The sequence below is a fragment of the Cupriavidus sp. PB-02 genome, from assembly GCF_058252315.1.
The window spans coordinates 1,403,761-1,419,623 of sequence record NZ_CM177694.1; the positions used below are offsets into that span (position 1 = coordinate 1,403,761).

Annotated in this window: 15 protein-coding genes, 2 tRNA genes and 1 pseudogene; 14 read left to right on the forward strand and 4 right to left on the reverse strand. The window is 62.3% G+C overall.

Features of this window, described 5'->3' with window-relative positions:
- Nucleotides 1–20: 20 nt before the first annotated feature.
- The 14 genes from AC10V3_RS06690 (at nucleotide 21) to AC10V3_RS06755 (ending at nucleotide 13,505) form a co-directional block, all read left to right on the forward strand.
- The gene (locus tag AC10V3_RS06690) at nucleotides 21–383 is read left to right on the forward strand and encodes a RidA family protein (RefSeq protein WP_022534400.1); all 363 of its coding nucleotides are present in this window, start codon (nucleotides 21–23) and stop codon (nucleotides 381–383) included.
- 15 nt (nucleotides 384–398) lie between these two features.
- Nucleotides 399–2,627 carry a RelA/SpoT family protein gene (locus tag AC10V3_RS06695; protein WP_022534401.1) on the forward strand — a complete coding sequence of 743 codons (2,229 nt, stop codon included), beginning with the start codon at nucleotides 399–401 and terminating at the stop codon, nucleotides 2,625–2,627.
- Nucleotides 2,628–2,648: 21 nt separating this feature from the next.
- Nucleotides 2,649–2,725: transfer RNA gene (locus AC10V3_RS06700), tRNA-Val, on the forward strand.
- A gap of 372 nt (nucleotides 2,726–3,097) precedes the next feature.
- Complete coding sequence (thrS, locus tag AC10V3_RS06705) at nucleotides 3,098–5,005, forward strand: threonine--tRNA ligase (RefSeq protein WP_022534402.1); 1,908 nt, start codon at nucleotides 3,098–3,100, stop codon at nucleotides 5,003–5,005.
- Between the two features lie 48 nt (nucleotides 5,006–5,053).
- Nucleotides 5,054–5,575, forward strand: coding sequence for a translation initiation factor IF-3 (infC, locus tag AC10V3_RS06710; protein ID WP_078195944.1), 522 nt, complete (start codon nucleotides 5,054–5,056; stop codon nucleotides 5,573–5,575).
- 167 nt (nucleotides 5,576–5,742) lie between these two features.
- Complete coding sequence (gene rpmI / locus AC10V3_RS06715; protein ID WP_006575466.1) at nucleotides 5,743–5,940, forward strand: 50S ribosomal protein L35; 198 nt, start codon at nucleotides 5,743–5,745, stop codon at nucleotides 5,938–5,940.
- Nucleotides 5,941–5,968: 28 nt separating this feature from the next.
- Nucleotides 5,969–6,325 carry a 50S ribosomal protein L20 gene (gene rplT, locus AC10V3_RS06720; RefSeq protein WP_008650487.1) on the forward strand — a complete coding sequence of 119 codons (357 nt, stop codon included), beginning with the start codon at nucleotides 5,969–5,971 and terminating at the stop codon, nucleotides 6,323–6,325.
- Nucleotides 6,326–6,577: 252 nt separating this feature from the next.
- Nucleotides 6,578–7,621, forward strand: coding sequence for a phenylalanine--tRNA ligase subunit alpha (gene pheS / locus AC10V3_RS06725; RefSeq protein ID WP_022534403.1), 1,044 nt, complete (start codon nucleotides 6,578–6,580; stop codon nucleotides 7,619–7,621).
- Between the two features lie 60 nt (nucleotides 7,622–7,681).
- Entirely contained in the window at nucleotides 7,682–10,129 is a 2,448-nt protein-coding gene (gene pheT, locus AC10V3_RS06730) for a phenylalanine--tRNA ligase subunit beta (RefSeq protein ID WP_022534404.1), read from the forward strand.
- Nucleotides 10,130–10,205: 76 nt separating this feature from the next.
- On the forward strand, nucleotides 10,206–10,616 hold the full coding sequence (locus tag AC10V3_RS06735; protein ID WP_022534405.1) for an integration host factor subunit alpha: 411 nt from the start codon (nucleotides 10,206–10,208) through the stop codon (nucleotides 10,614–10,616).
- Nucleotides 10,617–10,732: 116 nt separating this feature from the next.
- Nucleotides 10,733–11,158 (forward strand): MerR family transcriptional regulator, encoded by a 426-nt coding sequence (locus AC10V3_RS06740; RefSeq protein WP_022534406.1) that lies wholly within the window; start codon nucleotides 10,733–10,735, stop codon nucleotides 11,156–11,158.
- A gap of 55 nt (nucleotides 11,159–11,213) precedes the next feature.
- Nucleotides 11,214–11,290: transfer RNA gene (locus AC10V3_RS06745), tRNA-Pro, on the forward strand.
- A 163-nt stretch (nucleotides 11,291–11,453) separates the two neighbouring features.
- Nucleotides 11,454–12,773, forward strand: a complete 1,320-nt coding sequence (locus AC10V3_RS06750; RefSeq protein WP_490923329.1) for a serine/threonine-protein kinase — start codon at nucleotides 11,454–11,456, stop codon at nucleotides 12,771–12,773.
- A gap of 3 nt (nucleotides 12,774–12,776) precedes the next feature.
- Nucleotides 12,777–13,505 (forward strand): PP2C family protein-serine/threonine phosphatase, encoded by a 729-nt coding sequence (locus AC10V3_RS06755; protein ID WP_490923331.1) that lies wholly within the window; start codon nucleotides 12,777–12,779, stop codon nucleotides 13,503–13,505.
- A gap of 29 nt (nucleotides 13,506–13,534) precedes the next feature.
- Here the strand turns inward: AC10V3_RS06755 and AC10V3_RS06760 are convergent, their stop codons facing one another.
- The 4 genes and pseudogenes from AC10V3_RS06760 to AC10V3_RS06775 all read right to left on the reverse strand — a co-directional run bounded on the left by AC10V3_RS06760 (nucleotide 13,535) and on the right by AC10V3_RS06775 (nucleotide 15,853).
- Nucleotides 13,535–14,599, reverse strand: a complete 1,065-nt coding sequence (locus AC10V3_RS06760; RefSeq protein ID WP_490923332.1) for a tyrosine-type recombinase/integrase — start codon at nucleotides 14,597–14,599, stop codon at nucleotides 13,535–13,537.
- Nucleotides 14,596–14,820, reverse strand: coding sequence for a DUF4224 domain-containing protein (locus tag AC10V3_RS06765; RefSeq protein WP_490923334.1), 225 nt, complete (start codon nucleotides 14,818–14,820; stop codon nucleotides 14,596–14,598). Before AC10V3_RS06765 ends, AC10V3_RS06760 begins: the two co-directional genes overlap by 4 nt.
- 157 nt (nucleotides 14,821–14,977) lie before the next feature.
- Nucleotides 14,978–15,187, reverse strand: a pseudogene (locus AC10V3_RS06770) (phosphoadenosine phosphosulfate reductase domain-containing protein); the annotation flags it as partial.
- A gap of 96 nt (nucleotides 15,188–15,283) precedes the next feature.
- Entirely contained in the window at nucleotides 15,284–15,853 is a 570-nt protein-coding gene (locus tag AC10V3_RS06775) for a hypothetical protein (protein ID WP_490923335.1), read from the reverse strand.
- Nucleotides 15,854–15,863 lie beyond the last annotated feature (10 nt).

Genomic DNA, 15,863 nt, shown 5'->3' on the forward strand with positions numbered 1-15,863 from the left:
ACGCATTGTCGTGCATTGTCATGAGTAACCAAGAACTGAAGCGCGCCCACGTGGGCAAGCGATTGTCCGAATACGCGGTCTATAACGGCGTGGTCTACCTGGCCGGGCAGGTGCCCGAGGTCGATCCCAAGGCCGATATCCGCGGCCAGACGCGCGAGGTGCTCGGCCATATCGACCGCCTGCTGGCCGAGGCCGGCAGCGACAAGACCCGCATCCTGTCGTGCCAGATCTTCCTCACCAACGTCGACCTGATCGGCGAGATGAACGAGGTCTGGGACGCCTGGGTCCCGCAAGGCAACACGCCCCCGCGCGCCACGGTGGAAGCCCGCCTGGCCAATCCCGACTACCTGATCGAAGTGGTGGTGACCGCTGCGCTCAACTGATGCAGGCGTAGTGACATGGTGACGTCCACCGACCTGACCGCGCGGGTCGCGGGCATCCCGGATGCCGAGCTGGTCGAACGCGCGCTGGCTTATGTGCGTGAGCATGGCGCTGAGGTTGCGCTGCCCACCGGCGAGACCGTGCTGTCGCATGCGCAGGGCATGCTGCGCATCCTCGATGGCCTGCGCGTCGACGATGCCGCACGCGCCGCCGCCTGCCTGTTCGCGCTGGTGGCCTTCGTGCCCGACACCGAGGCCGATCTCGCGCCGCGCTTCGGCGATGAGGTTGCGCGGCTGGTTAATGGCGTGCGCCAGCTGCTGCGCATCGGCGCCATTGCCGGCAGCAGCCGCGCGGATGCCGAGCCGGCCACGCCGTCCAAGAACGAGGTGCAGGCACGCCACGAGCAAGTCGAGGCGCTGCGCAAGATGCTGCTGGCGTTCGCGCAGGACATCCGCGTGGTGCTGGTGCGCCTGGCTTCGCGGCTGCAGACGCTGCGCTGGCTCGCCGAGACCAAGCAGGCGCCGCAGCCGGGCGTGGCGCGCGAGACGCTCGACATCTACGCGCCGCTGGCCAACCGCCTCGGTATCTGGCAGATGAAGTGGGAGCTGGAGGACCTGGCGTTCCGCTTCGAGCAGCCCGATACCTACAAGCGCATCGCGAAGCTGCTGGACGAGAAGCGTATCGAGCGCGAGGGCTATATCGCCAGCGCCATCGCGCGGCTGCAGTCCGAGCTCGCCACCGCCGGCATCCGGGCCGAGGTGAGCGGGCGCCCCAAGCATATCTACAGCATCTGGAAGAAGATGCGCGGCAAGGAGCTGGATTTTGCCGACCTGTACGATGTGCGCGCCTTCCGCGTGATCGTCGACGATATCAAGGACTGCTACACGGTGCTGGGTATCGTCCACCATATCTGGCAGCCGATCCCGCGCGAGTTCGACGACTACATCTCGCGGCCTAAGGCCAACGGCTACAAGTCGCTGCACACGGTGGTGATCGGCGACGACGGCCGCGCCTTCGAGGTGCAGATCCGCACGCAGGAGATGCACCACTTTGCCGAATACGGCGTGGCGGCGCACTGGCGCTACAAGGAGGCGGGCAGCCGCGGCTATGCCGGACAGTTCTCCGCCAGCGAGCGCTATGACGAGAAGATCGCCTGGCTGCGCCAGCTGCTGGCCTGGAAGGACGACGCCGACCACAGCGTGGCGCACGACGAGTGGGAGCAGATCAAGCACGCCGCGATCGACGATCACATCTACGTGCTGACGCCGCAGGCGCGCGTGGTGGCGCTGCCGCAGGGCGCGACGCCGCTGGACTTTGCCTACTACCTGCACAGCGACCTGGGCCACCGTTGCCGTGGCGCGCGCGTGGACGGCACCATGGTGCCGCTGAACACGACGCTGAAGAACGGTCAGACCGTGGAGATCATCGCGGTCAAGCAAGGCGGGCCGTCGCGCGACTGGCTCAATGCCGAGCTCGGCTACCTGGCCAGCAGTCGCGCGCGTGCCAAGGTGCGGGCGTGGTTCAACGCGCTCGATTCGCAGGAGACCATCGCGCAGGGCCGCGCGCTGATCGACAAGACGCTGCAGCGCGAAGGCAAGACCGCGGTCAAGCTGGAAGACCTGGCGACGCGGCTGGGCTTCAAGACGCCGGACGATCTGTTCGCGGCGGTGGCCAAGGACGAGTTCAGCCTGCGCCACGTCGAGCACGCGCTGCGCCACCCGGAAGGGGAAGTGCAGGCGCCGCTGAGCGAGGAAGACGCGGTCACCAAGAAGAGCCGCGCGACCAGCGTGGCGCGCGGCGCCAAGAGCGGCGTGCTGGTGGTGGGCGTGGATTCGCTGATGACGCAGATGTCGCGCTGCTGCAAGCCGGCGCCGCCGGACGATATTGTGGGCTTTGTCACGCGCGGGCGCGGCGTGTCGATCCATCGGCGCAACTGCCATACCTTCCAGCAACTGTCGGCGCGTGCGCCGGAGCGGGTGATCCAGACCGAGTGGGGCAAGAAGAGCCACGCGGCGGTGTATCCGGTCGATATCCAGGTCGAGGCGATCGACCGGCAGGGGCTGCTGCGCGATATCTCGGAAGTGCTGTCGCGCGAGAAGATCAACGTCACCGGCGTGAAGACGCTCTCCAGCAAGGGCGTGGCGCGCATGCAGTTCACCGCCGAAGTGTCCGAGGCTACGCAACTGCAGCGCGCGCTGCAGTTGATCGAGGACGTGCAGGGGGTGTTGCAGGCGAAAAGAAAGTGATGCTATACTTGCGGCTTCGCTAGGCTCGTAGCTCAGCTGGTTAGAGCACCACCTTGACATGGTGGGGGTCGTTGGTTCGAGTCCAATCGAGCCTACCAACGAATTGCAGTAAAGCAGTAAGAAAAGAAGTGCGGCAAGTCCGATTCAACCCCATACGGAACGGAAGGGCATCATGGTTATGACACCGCGAACTACTACCGCTGGCAAGCGACAGTAGTCGAGGTGCGCCTTCGGCCCGGTTGGATCGGGTTTGACAAAGAGAAACGCGGCCTTGGCCGCGTTTTTTTTCGTCTGTCGCCTGCCAGCTCCCTGATAAGCTGCCGGCTTTCGCGTCAAGCGAGGCAAGGCCGCAAAGAACAATCGCCGGATCGTGCGCAAACAGATAAGCACGCGGGCCGGTGCCACAAGATGCAGTTTGATCCGCTCGGGCGAAGCGCAAGTCGCCGCCGGCGGAATCCTGGAGAGTCGAAATGATCGCAATCACGCTGCCGGATGGGTCCCGCCGCGAGTTTCCCGGCCCGGTGACGGTTGCCGAAGTGGCGCAGAGCATCGGCTCCGGCCTGGCCAAGGCCGCGCTGGCTGGCAAGGTGGATGGCACGCTGGTCGACGCGAGCTACCAGATCGACCGCGACGTTGAGCTGGCCATCGTCACGGACAAGGACGCCGACGGCGTCGATGTGATCCGCCACTCCACGGCGCACTTGCTGGCCTACGCCGTCAAGGAGCTGTATCCCGAAGCTCAGGTGACGATCGGGCCGGTGATCGAAAACGGCTTCTACTACGACTTCGCCTACAAGCGTCCCTTCACGCCCGAAGACCTGGCCGCCATCGAAAAGAAGATGACGGAGCTCGCCCGCAAGGACGAGAAGGTCGTGCGCGAAGTGTGGAACCGCGACGAAGCCGTGGCGCTGTTCGAGTCGATGGGCGAGAAGTACAAGGCCGAGATCATCGCCTCGATCCCGGCTGACCAGGAAATCGGCCTGTACCGCGAAGGCAATTTCGTCGACCTGTGCCGCGGTCCGCACGTGCCGTCCACGGGCAAGCTGAAGGTCTTCAAGCTGATGAAGGTGGCCGGCGCCTACTGGCGCGGCGACTCCAACAACGAGATGCTCCAGCGCATCTACGGCACGGCCTGGGCCAGGAAGGAAGACCAGGAAGCCTACCTGCACATGCTGGAAGAGGCCGAGAAGCGCGACCACCGCAAGCTGGGCAAGTCGCTCGACCTGTTCCACCTGCAGGAAGAGGCGCCCGGCATGGTGTTTTGGCACCCGAAGGGTTGGCAGGTGTGGCAGGCTGTCGAGCAGTACATGCGCGTCCGCCTGGGCGACGCCGGCTACCAGGAGGTGCGCACGCCGCAGGTGATGGACCGTTCGCTCTGGGAAAAGTCCGGCCACTGGCAGAACTACAAAGAGAACATGTTCGTCACGGAGTCGGAGAAGCACGACTACGCGATCAAGCCGATGAATTGTCCGGGCCACGTGCAGATTTTCAACCACGGCCTGCGTTCGTACCGCGACCTGCCGCTGCGCCTGGCCGAGTTCGGCGCCTGCCATCGCAACGAGCCCTCGGGCGCGCTGCACGGCCTGATGCGCGTGCGCGGCTTTGTGCAGGACGATGCGCATATCTTCTGCACGGAAGAGCAGATCGTGGCCGAGGCCAAGGCCTTCAACGAACTGGCGTTCGGAGTCTACGACGACTTCGGCTTCAAGGACGTGGCGGTCAAGCTGTCGCTGCGCCCCGCGCAGCGTGCCGGCTCGGACGAGGTCTGGGATCACGCCGAAGAGGGCCTGCGCCTGGCGTTGCGCGCCTGCGGCGTGGACTGGGAAGAGCTGCCGGGCGAGGGTGCTTTCTACGGCCCCAAGGTCGAGTACCACATCAAGGACGCGATCGGCCGCTCGTGGCAGTGCGGCACGCTGCAGCTTGACCTGGTGCTGCCTGAACGCCTTGGTGCCGAATACGTCTCTGAGGACAATTCGCGCAAGCGCCCGGTGATGCTGCATCGCGCGATTCTGGGTTCGTTCGAGCGCTTCCTGGGCATCCTGCTGGAAAACCATGCCGGTGCGCTGCCGGCGTGGCTTGCCCCGGAACAGGTTGTGGTCATGAATATCGCGGATTCGCAGGCGGAATATGCTGAAAACGTCGTGCAATCGCTGCAAAAACAAGGGTTTAGGGCCAAGGCGGATTTGCGTAACGAGAAAATTACGTATAAAATCCGCGAGCATTCGCTTCAGAAGGTTCCCTACCTGCTAGTGGTGGGCGACAAGGAGCGGGATGCCAGTCAAGTGGCCGTGCGTGCCCGTGGCAACGTGGATCTGGGTGTGATGCCCGTCTCCGCGTTTGTTGAGCGTCTGCAACACGACGTCGCCAGCAAAGCCTGATGGGTGGTGAGCACGGCTTGTTTTTTTGTCTTCTTGAGGTAACGCAACATCGCTACGGACAAAGGTCATCGCATCAACCGGGAAATCAGCGCGCCTGAGCTGCGCCTGGTAGGGGTTGATAACGAGCAGCTCGGCATCGTCAAGTTCATGGACGCGCTTCGGCTGGCTGAGGATAAGGACTTGGACCTGGTGGAGATCGCGCCGAACGCGGTTCCTCCCGTCGCCCGGATCATGGATTACGGGAAGTTCAAGTACGAGGAAGCCAAGCGTGCCCACGAGGCCAAGCTGAAGCAGAAAATCATCCAGGTCAAGGAAGTCAAGTTCCGCCCCGGTACGGATGATGGCGACTACAACGTCAAGCTGCGCAACCTGAAGCGCTTCCTGGAAGACGGCGACAAGACCAAGATCACGCTGCGGTTCCGTGGTCGCGAGATGGCGCACCAGGAAATCGGCGCACGCATGCTCGAACGCCTGAAGGCGGACCTGGAAGAAATCGGCCAGGTCGAGCAGATGCCGAAGATGGAAGGGCGCCAGATGGTGATGGTGCTCGCCCCCAAGAAGAAGAAGTAATTCCTGCGCGATGCAGCGGCCGGGATGCCAGGCATCCCGGCGTTGCTTCGTGCGGAAGTGGCGCGCGGCCTGCAAGGGTCGTCGTGCAACAACAAGTGGATGCGGGTCTTGCAAGCGTCGGCGTGAGCCGTCCACCTGCATGCATGTCATATGAGCTGGAGTTTTTCATGCCGAAGATGAAGACGAAGAAAAGCGCCTCCAAGCGCTTTACTGCCCGTCCGAACGGTTCGTTCAAGCGTGGCCAGGCCTTCAAGCGTCACATCCTGACCAAGAAGACCACCAAGAACAAGCGTCAACTGCGCGGTACTCAGGACGTCCATGAGACGAACCTGAAGTCGGTGCGCGCGATGATGCCTTACGCATAACCCCTGACGATAACGAAAGGAGAATTACATGCCTCGAGTAAAGCGTGGGGTCACTGCACGGGCCCGTCACAAGAAAGTCATCGACGCTGCCAAGGGTTACCGCGGCCGTCGCAATAATGTCTACCGCATCGCCAAGCAGGCGGTCATGCGTGCTGGCCAGTACGCGTACCGCGATCGCCGCAACAAGAAGCGCGTGTTCCGCGCTCTGTGGATTGCGCGTATCAATGCCGCGACGCGTGAGCATGGCATGACCTACAGCGTGTTCATGAACGGTCTGAAGAAGGCCTCGATTGAACTGGACCGCAAGGTGCTGTCGGACATGGCTATTCACGACAAGCCTGCCTTTGCCGCCATCGTCAACCAGGTGAAAGCCACCGTTGCCTGATGCCGGCTGCGGTAGCGCGTAAGCGCTGCCGGGCAAGCACCGACCGCAAGGTCGACCGCCGACCGCAAGGTCTGCTGAAACGGGGCTCCTCACCGAGCCCCGTTTTTATTTGCGGTTCCGGATACCGTTTTGCGCCAGGCGTCGAGACGGCATCCGAAAACGCATACCGCACGTAGTGCCAACCCACGTCGGGCCGGCCATTGTCTTTTGTCATTGGTCCGACCGACGCCAGAACACGCCACGACCGCCGCCATGTCTCAGGATCTGGATCAAATTGTCGCCGACGCCCAGGCCGCCTTCGCTGCTGCCAACGACAACGCCACGCTGGAAAACGAAAAGGCCCGCTTCCTGGGCAAGACCGGCGCGCTGACCGAGCTGCTCAAGGGCCTCGGCAAGCTCGACCCGGAAACCCGCAAGACGGAAGGCGCACGAATCAACCAGGTCAAGCAGCAGGTGGAAGCCGCGCTGCAGGCGCGCCGCCAGGCGCTGGCCGACGCGCTGATGAATGCGCGCCTGGCTGCCGAGGCCATCGACGTCACGCTGCCGGGCCGCGCGGCCAGCCGTGGCAGCCTGCATCCGGTGATGCGCACCTGGGAGCGCGTGGAGCAGATCTTCGGCTCGATCGGCTTCGATGTGGCCGACGGCCCCGAGATTGAAACCGACTGGATGAACTTCACCGCGCTGAACAACCCGGACAACCACCCGGCGCGTTCGATGCAGGACACCTTCTATATCGACGGCCGCGACAGCGAGGACAAGTTGCTGCTGCTGCGTACGCACACCAGCCCGATGCAGGTGCGCTACGCCAAGATGCACGTCGAAAAGTACGCCGGCAAGCCGATGCCGCCGATCAAGGTGATCTGCCCGGGCCGTACCTATCGCGTCGACAGCGACGCCACCCACTCGCCGATGTTCAACCAGGTCGAAGGCCTGTGGATCGGTGAAGACATCAGCTTTGCCGACCTGAAGGGCGTGTACGCCGACTTCCTGCGCAAGTTCTTCGAGCGCGACGATATCCAGGTGCGCTTCCGACCGTCGTACTTCCCGTTCACCGAGCCGTCGGCGGAGATCGACATGGCCTTCGAGGATGGGAAAAATGCGGGGAAATGGCTGGAGATTTCCGGTTCGGGCCAGGTGCATCCGAATGTGCTGCGCAACATGGGCCTCGATCCCGAGCGCTATATCGGTTTCGCGTTCGGCTCCGGCCTGGAGCGCCTGACCATGCTGCGCTATGGCATCAACGACCTGCGCCTGTTCTTCGAGGGCGACGTGCGCTTCCTGCGCCAGTTCGCCTGACGCGCCGCCGCCGTCCCCTCGTCAACGACTACACAGAATACTTACCGGATCAGAAGCGCCATGCAATTCTCGGAATCCTGGCTTCGCACCTTCGCCAACCCTGAAAAGATCTCCACCGACGCGCTGTCGCACACGCTGACCATGGCCGGCCTGGAAGTGGAAGAGGTGGGCTCGGTCGCGCCGCCGTTCGACAAAGTGGTGGTCGCGCGCGTGCTGTCGACCGAGCGCCATCCCAACGCCGACCGCCTCAATGTGTGCCAGGTCGATGCCGGCAGCGGCGAGACCCTGCAGATCGTCTGCGGCGCGCCCAACGTCAAGCCGGGCATCCTGGTGCCGTGCGCACTGGTGGGCGCGGTGCTGCCCCCGTCCGAGGACGGGGGCCAGCCGTTCGAGATCAAGGTCGGCAAGCTGCGCGGCGTGGACAGCTACGGCATGCTGTGCTCGGCACGCGAACTGAAGCTGTCGGAAGAACACGGCGGCCTGTTGGTGCTGCCGGAGGACGCGCCGGTCGGCCAGAACATCCGCGAATACCTCGACCTGGATGATCAGGTCTTTGTCATCAAGCTGACGCCGAACAAGGCCGACTGCCTGTCGATCCACGGCGTGGCGCGCGAAGTGTCGGCACTGACCGGCGCCGCGCTGAAACTGCCTGAAATGAAGCCGGTGGCGGTGACGATCCAAGACAAGCTGCCGGTCAAGGTGTCGGCGCCTGACCTGTGCGGCCGCTTCTCGGGCCGCGTGATCCGCGGCGTGAACGCGCGCGCCGCCACGCCGGCATGGATGGTGCAGCGGCTGGAGCGCTCGGGCCAGCGCAGCATCTCGGCGCTGGTGGACATCTCCAACTACGTGATGCTGGAGCTGGGCCGTCCGTCTCACGTGTTCGACCTGCACAAGATCCACGGCGGCCTGGACGTGCGCTGGGGCCGCAAGGGCGAGCAGATCAAGCTGCTCAACGGCAACACCATCGAGGTCGACGAGCAGGTCGGCGTGATTGCAGATGACAAGGAGATCGAGAGCCTGGCCGGCATCATGGGCGGCGACAGCACCGCCGTGACGCTGGACACCACCGACATCTACCTCGAGGCTGCATTCTGGTGGCCGTCGGCGATCCAGGGCCGCGCGCGCCGCTACAACTTCTCGACCGATGCCGCGCACCGCTTCGAGCGCGGCGTGGACTATGCCACCACGGTCGAGCATATCGAACGCATCACCGCGCTGATCCTCGAGATCTGCGGCGGCCAGGCCGGCCCGGTGGACGATCACGTGGTCAACCTGCCGGTGCGCAAGCCGGTAAGCCTGCGCGTCGCGCGCGCCGAGCGCGTGCTCGGCATCGAGCTGTCGCCGGCTGCCATCGCCGATGTGTTCCAGCGCCTGCAGCTGCCGTTCACGCGGTCGCAGGGCGCCGAGGGCGAGGTGTTCGAGGTCACGCCGCCGAGCTACCGCTTCGACATCGAGATCGAGGAAGACCTGATCGAGGAGGTCGCGCGCATCTATGGCTTCGAGCGTATTCCGGCGCGTCCGCCGGTGGCCGAGAGCGAGATGCGCCCGACCAACGAGGCCCGCTGCTCCACCCACGTGGTGCGCCACGCCGTGGCCGCGCGCGACTACCAGGAAGTCATCAACTTCGCCTTCGTCGAAGAGAAGTGGGAGCGCGACTTCGCCGCCAACGACAACCCGATCCGTCTGCTCAATCCTATCGCCAGCCAGCTGGCCGTGATGCGTTCGACGCTGATCGGCGGCCTGGTCGACAAGGTGCGTTACAACCTGAACCGCAAGGCCGCGCGCGTGCGCCTGTTCGAGGTGGGCCGCGTGTTCCATCGTGACCAGGAGGTGAAGGACGGTGGCCTGACGGTTGCCGGCTACCACCAGCCGATGATGGCCGCCGGCATCGCCTATGGCCCGGCGTTCGAGGAGCAATGGGGCATCCCCACGCGCAACGTCGATTTCTTCGACGTAAAGGGCGATGTCGAGGCGCTGTTCCATCCGCGCGTGCCGCGCTTCGAGCCGGTGTCGCACCCCGCGCTGCACCCGGGCCGCGCCGCGCGCGTGCTGCTCGACGGCAAACCGGTTGGCATGGTTGGCGAGCTGCATCCGCGCTGGCTGCAGGAGTACGAGCTGGCGCACGCGCCGGTGCTGTTCGAGCTGCAGCTCGACGCGCTGCGCGAAGCCGGCCTGCCGGTGTACACCGAAATCTCCAAGTTCCCGGCCGCGGTGCGCGACCTGGCCGTGGTGGTGAAGCAATCGGTACGTGTGCAGGACATGCTCGACACCATGCGCGCAGCACTGGAAAAGCAGGGCTACGGCCGCTACTGCCAGGGCCTCGTGCTGTTCGACGAGTTCCGTCCCAAGGGCGCTTCCACCGCCATCGGCGCGGACGAGAAAAGCCTTGCGTTCCGGGTGACCTTGCAAGATACTGGGTCGACCCTCCAGGACGAAACTGTCGACAGCGCAGTGCGCTGCATGGTCGACGCGCTGGCCGAGGCCTTCCAGGCCCGGCTGCGCGGCTGAACCGACAGCCACACGATAAACAGGGCGCCCGGGCCAGCCCCGGGCGGATCGCCAGACAGACACTTGAGCGATCGACATGAATGATCGAGACGCGAATTCCATGACCGCTGCAGCACTGGGTGAGATGAGCGACCGGCAGGCTTCCTCCCTTGACGACGCGACGCCGGACAACCGCGCGACCGAGGTTCCCACGCTGACCAAGGCCGAGCTCGCCGAGATGCTGTTCGACCAGGTCGGTCTGAACAAGCGCGAATCGAAGGACATGGTCGAAGCCTTCTTCGACGTCATCCGTGAAGCGCTGGAGCAGGGCGACAGCGTCAAGCTGTCCGGCTTCGGCAACTTCCAGCTGCGCGACAAGCCGCAGCGGCCCGGCCGCAACCCCAAGACCGGCGAAGTCATCCCCATCACCGCGCGCCGCGTGGTGACCTTCCACGCCAGCCAGAAGCTCAAGGGCCTGGTGGAAGAGCGCGCGGGCATCGCAGGCTGACCCGTCACCCAAACGGCGGATTGCTTCCACAGGCTGGCATCGGTATTCTTCTGGGCGCGCAGCTCCTGCGCGCCAACCTCATGGCCGGCATGGCCTGACGCTCGTCTACACACTTCATGTCGGACAAATCCAGCGAACGCATCGCGTTGCCGCCGATCCCGGCCAAGCGCTACTTCACTATCGGTGAGGTGAGCGAGCTTTGCGCCGTCAAGCCGCACGTGCTGCGCTATTGGGAGCAGGAGTTCACGCAGCTCAAGCCCGTCAAGCGCCGCGGCAACCGCCGCTACTATCAGCACCATGAAGTTCTGCTGATCCGCCGCATCCGCGAATTGCTGTATGAGCAGGGCTTCACCATCAACGGTGCGCGCAACCGGCTCGACGAAGGGCGCCATCACAGCGCCACTGCGGTAGTGCCGGAAGCAACGGAAGGCAGCGAAGAAAGCGCGGCGGCCCTGTCGGTCGACATCGCCGGTCTGCGCAATGAACTGGTCGAAGTGCAGCACCTGCTCGCGCAACTGCGCGAGATTGCGAAGCACGGATAATTTGACGTCAGGTGCTAGTCATACGGGAAATGCTTCTGATATAATCTTTTTCTTTCGGGGCGTAGCGCAGCCTGGTAGCGTACCTGCATGGGGTGCAGGTGGTCGGAGGTTCAAATCCTCTCGCCCCGACCAGTATTGAAACCCGCACAGTCATTGGCTGTGCGGGTTTTCTTTCGTCTGGGGCGACTTCAGTCAGACAAGGGGATATTAGAAGGATTCTAATATCGCACTCCTGAGTAGCAGGAAGGTTGGACATGAGCCGCCCCGATGAACTCACCTTTAGACGGAGTTGGCAATGGCACTCACGGTTGGTAAGGAATTGGGGCGCGGCGGTTTTGGCAGGGTCTTTGAGGTAACGAACACTGACACCAGTGAGCGCGCGGCGATGAAGGTACTTCAGCCGTCGAACGACGCTATTGACGTACTCGGGATGGAACAGCTGAGGGCGAGATTCGCTCGTGAGATCCGGTATCAGTCGGCAGTACAGCACCCCAATGTCGTTCGGATTGTGCAGGCGGATATGAACGCCAACCCGCCGTATTTCATCATGCCACTAGCTGATCACACGCTGGAGCATGAGCTTAAGGCTGATCCGACCTTGGGCGGCGCCCCTGGACGGGTGCTTTTCGATATCTTGGCTGGCCTCGAGGCGATTCACCAAGCTGGGTACGTCCACCGGGATCTGAAGCCGTCCAATGTGCTTCGATTCACAGGTACAGCCGGATACTCCTATGCGGTCTCCGACTTCGGCTTGATGTCGTCACCCAATGGTGCATCGACCACTCTGACTCCCTCTGACGCTGGTGGCGGTACTCAGTACTATGCCGCTCCGGAACTCGTCACCAATCTGAAGCGTGCGACACCCGCCGCCGACATCTATTCCTTCGGGGCAATTCTTCACGATATCTTTGTTCGTACGCCCAGGACACCGTACAGTACCCTTCAAGCACCTGGTGCCATTGGCGCAGTGATTGAGAAGTGTACCCGCAGGTCTCCGAGGGTACGGTATCCGTCCGTGGTAGAGTTGCGTGAAGACTTGTTCCATGCGCTGGATGGCTACGTTGCAAACTTTTCCTCCAATGAGGAGGGCGACGTGGTGGCTATGCTGGGTGCTTCGGCGATGCTTACGGAAGAGCAGTGGGATCGCGTTCTTCTTTTGTTGGAGACGTTCGAAGACGAGGGTAAATCGATATTTAATATCGTCAAAGCACTCAATGTAGCGCACTTCAATAATCTGGCGAGTGTGTCTAAAGATATGTTCGTCGCTGTTGCAACCGATTTTGCAGCGTTTGTGGTTCGTACTGGCTTTGATTTCGACTACTGTGACGTTTTGGCAAGTCAGCTTGAGGCGATTTTCGAACTCGGTCCGATTTCTCTGAAGGCGCTCGCGCTTGTTGCATTGCTAGAACTCGGCGCTAGCCATAACCGCTGGTTTGTGGAGCGAAAATTTATGCATCTAGCATCCGCCACATTGGACGAGCAGGTTGCGCGCCGTTTTCTGGTTGAGGCTGATGTACGAGGGGTCGATGTTCCGTCGCGCGTTCGGCACGTTGAATATTCGATTAACGCTAGTCGCGCGTCCCTCTCGCCGATTATTCAGGCGGCTATCGCGTAATCTGTGAAATTCTTAGACGCCAAATTCTCGATCAAGGGTCAGCACGATGTCAATCAGGACTCGTTGTTGACCCCAATCGCCGTCAGCGAGGCGATGGTTCTATTCGGTATTGCTGATGGCGTTGGGGGTTCTGATCGAGGTGAGGTTGCGTCATCAGCAGTGCTGGCAGCAGCCCGTGCGAAGTTTGAGGGCGATCCGTCTTGTTCTGTGGCTGCGCTCTTTGAGGCGGCCAAAGAGCAAGTTGATGAGCTATATGCCAACGAGCCGGGACTAGGAAGCCTGAGCACCACCTTAACCCTGTGTTCTTTGAATTTGGCTGATAAAACCGTTCGATGCGGGCATGTTGGAGATTGTCGCCTTTATCACCTTTCCGGCGAAGGATTGATTACACGCACGCGCGACCAAACTGAGGCTCAAAGGCTTGTGGACGAGGGGATACTGCGACCTCAGCAAGTGCGACGTTATGCAAGAAGGAATGTGCTGACTTCATCAATAAGCTCGAGTCGTGACTATGAACTCTACACAGTCGATTTTCCTGTTTCCGGTGGCGATCGACTGATTCTGTGCTCTGATGGACTTCATACCATCGTGAAAAAGCGTGAGTTGGTAGCAGAGTCATTATCGAGTGACAATTTAAAGAAGTTGGCATATAGCATCGAGAATCTCGCACTTCAGCGCGTTCCTAGCGATGACTGCACTGCGCTATTTGTTGAGGTTGCGGATTCCGAGTGATTTAACTACGCATTCGTAGCCGCATGCTGTCATGCGGCCGGCAGACGTAGGTGTACCGTGGCAGTCGGCACCTCCCGCTGCTTGATATAGCCTTCCGTTGTAGTTCTGTCCGAATGTGCGCCAGCGATCTGAAGTGCATCGATGTCGTAGCCAAGCTTCTTCGCATCGGTCAAAGATTTCGCCCGAATATCTTTTACAGTGTAGGGGGACTCGGCCAAGCCGGCCCGATCCTTTGCATCCCGCCAAGCATCCCGGCACGCTGCGTCCGTCTTCGGCTTCCCGCGCTTGTCCCGCACGACATAGTCCCCACCGATGGGTTCTAGTTTCTTCGCCCGGCGCAATACCTCATCGATTTCAGGGGTGATAGGCCAGTCCACTGCCTCCCCGCTACTCTCCTCTGTCTTTGTTGGCACGAAGTGGATCACGCCGGCCGTGTGGTCGACTTGCGTCCATTTCAGTAGGCGGATGTCCGTAGAACGCTGGCAGGTCAGGTAGCATAGGTCGACGAACACCTGCATCATTGGTCCCGTTGGAGTCTTCTTGCCATCGTAGGCTACTGCAAGCTTCTCGCGGATAGCCAGAAAGTGGGAGTGCGGTATGTAGACTTTGCGCGCCTTCGGCTTCTTGACCTCCACTTCACGGCAGGGGTTGACCGTGACATGGCGGCGCAGCACCGCCCATGAGAAAAACTTGGAAAGCCAACTCTTCATTGCACGCTGTGTCGGCAGTTTGCCCGTCCAGTTGCCTTCCAGGAAGTCGGCCACAGCCCCGGCATCCACCTGCTGGATGTCGAAAGCCTTGAAGGCCTTCCGGGCATCCTCGCCACGCCGCTTCCATTCGTCGCGAAACGAGTCAGCGTACTTGGTCGCTTCCTTCTCCATGTAAATGGCAACCAGGCGCGACATGCTGCCCTCGGCGGCGTCGAGGGCGATCTTTCGTTTCTCCTCGATCAGGCGCTCCAGCATGCGCGTCTCGCCATCGCCGACTCGGCACAGGCGGACCCAACGATTGGCATGTACCCAGTAAAAGCTGCCGCTCTTCTTGTAGACGCGGCTGGGCAGCCCGTCTGGCCTTGTCCGTCGACGTGCGTTCATGCGGCCTTCCGGAGGGGGACAAGGGTGGGGCGCTGGTTGGCTTCAGATGTCGTCAGCACGCCGGCGCGCTTCGCCTGCAGGCCTTCGAAGGCGTACCAGGTCATGATGATCCGGCCGTCCGCGCGCTGCACGGGCGTGATCCCGAAGTGACGCTGGAACCATGCCGCCTGAAGGCTGCGGCGCTTGAGGCCGGTCACGTCCTGCAGATCCTGCTCGCTCATGAGTCTGTTGTCCATTTGCCGCTCCCAGTGTTGCCGGGTTGTTGTGATGATGCTTTCTGGTTTTTGCTGCATTTACAGGTGATGCCTTGTAAATCGGAATCACAGGTCTTGGTCTTTGAACGGTTCCGGGCGGGTCTTCGCCGCGATGTAGAGCGGATGCTTCGGGCTGCCAGCGCACCATATCGACCTTGATGCCGAGCGCAGCCGGTAGATAGTCCAGGGCGTAATCGTAGGTCGCCTGATGCTCGTTGCCTGTGTCGGCAAAGACAAAGCGGCAGGCTTCCCGGCCGTGCTCCTCGAGCGCCAGGATGGCGGTTGCCGTGCTGTCCTTGCCGCCGGACATAGAGACGACGTGGACGATGCTCATGCCCAACTCCGGCCGGAGCAGTTGGCCACTGGCTCTATATCAAGCAGGAAGTGGTCGTGAATCATGCTGGAGGGCTTCCGTTTCTTGTTGGGTTTGTCAGAACCAAGCCGCTGCAGGGTCGCGGCGGATCAGCTTGCCGGCCTTCTCGGCATACTTCAGGCGATCGCGGGCATTGCGCTTGTCCAGGTATTCCGGCCGGGTTGCCTTGAGGAGGCGCCAGCGCTTGCGGGCCCGCTCGGCGCCCGTCATCGCGCGCTGGCGCTCTGCGTCCTTGCCTTGGCCGAGTGCCCACAGCCGCGGCGCCGGCCCGGTGCCGGTCTTGGGGCCATGGCCGCCAACATGCAGGCAGGCGGGGTAGTGGGCGGCGATCTCTTGGGCGATGTACCGGCGGCTGATGCCTGACTTCTCGGCCAACTGCTTGTCCGAGAGCATTTGGCCGCCCGAGAGCAGGCGCTGGATCGTCCGCCAGGTTATGGAGTTGTCTGGCGTCGGGCCACAGCCGCGCTTGCCCAGGTCGAGATCCAGCGCCTTGGCGACGATGGACTGGTGCGAGCGTCCGGGCAGCATGTGCATCCATTGCCGGATCGGCATGCCGTTCAACCACTCCCGCTTGAGGGTCACGAGTTCAGCGTCAGACCACCGCTTTTGCCCAGCGCGCGATTTCATATCAGCCTCG

What these genes read in the sequence shown, in the direction of transcription:
- AC10V3_RS06690 (WP_022534400.1), top strand. Translation starts at nt 21, where the DNA reads ATGAGTAACCAAGAACTGAAGCGCGCCCACGTGGGCAAGCGATTGTCC.
- pheT (WP_022534404.1), top strand. Translation starts at nt 7,682, where the DNA reads ATGCAATTCTCGGAATCCTGGCTTCGCACCTTCGCCAACCCTGAAAAG.
- thrS (WP_022534402.1), top strand. Translation starts at nt 3,098, where the DNA reads ATGATCGCAATCACGCTGCCGGATGGGTCCCGCCGCGAGTTTCCCGGC.
- AC10V3_RS06695 (WP_022534401.1), top strand. Translation starts at nt 399, where the DNA reads ATGGTGACGTCCACCGACCTGACCGCGCGGGTCGCGGGCATCCCGGAT.
- AC10V3_RS06750 (WP_490923329.1), top strand. Translation starts at nt 11,454, where the DNA reads ATGGCACTCACGGTTGGTAAGGAATTGGGGCGCGGCGGTTTTGGCAGG.
- AC10V3_RS06740 (WP_022534406.1), top strand. Translation starts at nt 10,733, where the DNA reads ATGTCGGACAAATCCAGCGAACGCATCGCGTTGCCGCCGATCCCGGCC.
- AC10V3_RS06765 (WP_490923334.1), bottom strand. Translation starts at nt 14,820, where the DNA reads ATGAGCGAGCAGGATCTGCAGGACGTGACCGGCCTCAAGCGCCGCAGC.
- pheS (WP_022534403.1), top strand. Translation starts at nt 6,578, where the DNA reads ATGTCTCAGGATCTGGATCAAATTGTCGCCGACGCCCAGGCCGCCTTC.
- AC10V3_RS06775 (WP_490923335.1), bottom strand. Translation starts at nt 15,853, where the DNA reads ATGAAATCGCGCGCTGGGCAAAAGCGGTGGTCTGACGCTGAACTCGTG.
- rplT (WP_008650487.1), top strand. Translation starts at nt 5,969, where the DNA reads ATGCCTCGAGTAAAGCGTGGGGTCACTGCACGGGCCCGTCACAAGAAA.
- rpmI (WP_006575466.1), top strand. Translation starts at nt 5,743, where the DNA reads ATGCCGAAGATGAAGACGAAGAAAAGCGCCTCCAAGCGCTTTACTGCC.
- AC10V3_RS06735 (WP_022534405.1), top strand. Translation starts at nt 10,206, where the DNA reads ATGAATGATCGAGACGCGAATTCCATGACCGCTGCAGCACTGGGTGAG.
- AC10V3_RS06760 (WP_490923332.1), bottom strand. Translation starts at nt 14,599, where the DNA reads ATGAACGCACGTCGACGGACAAGGCCAGACGGGCTGCCCAGCCGCGTC.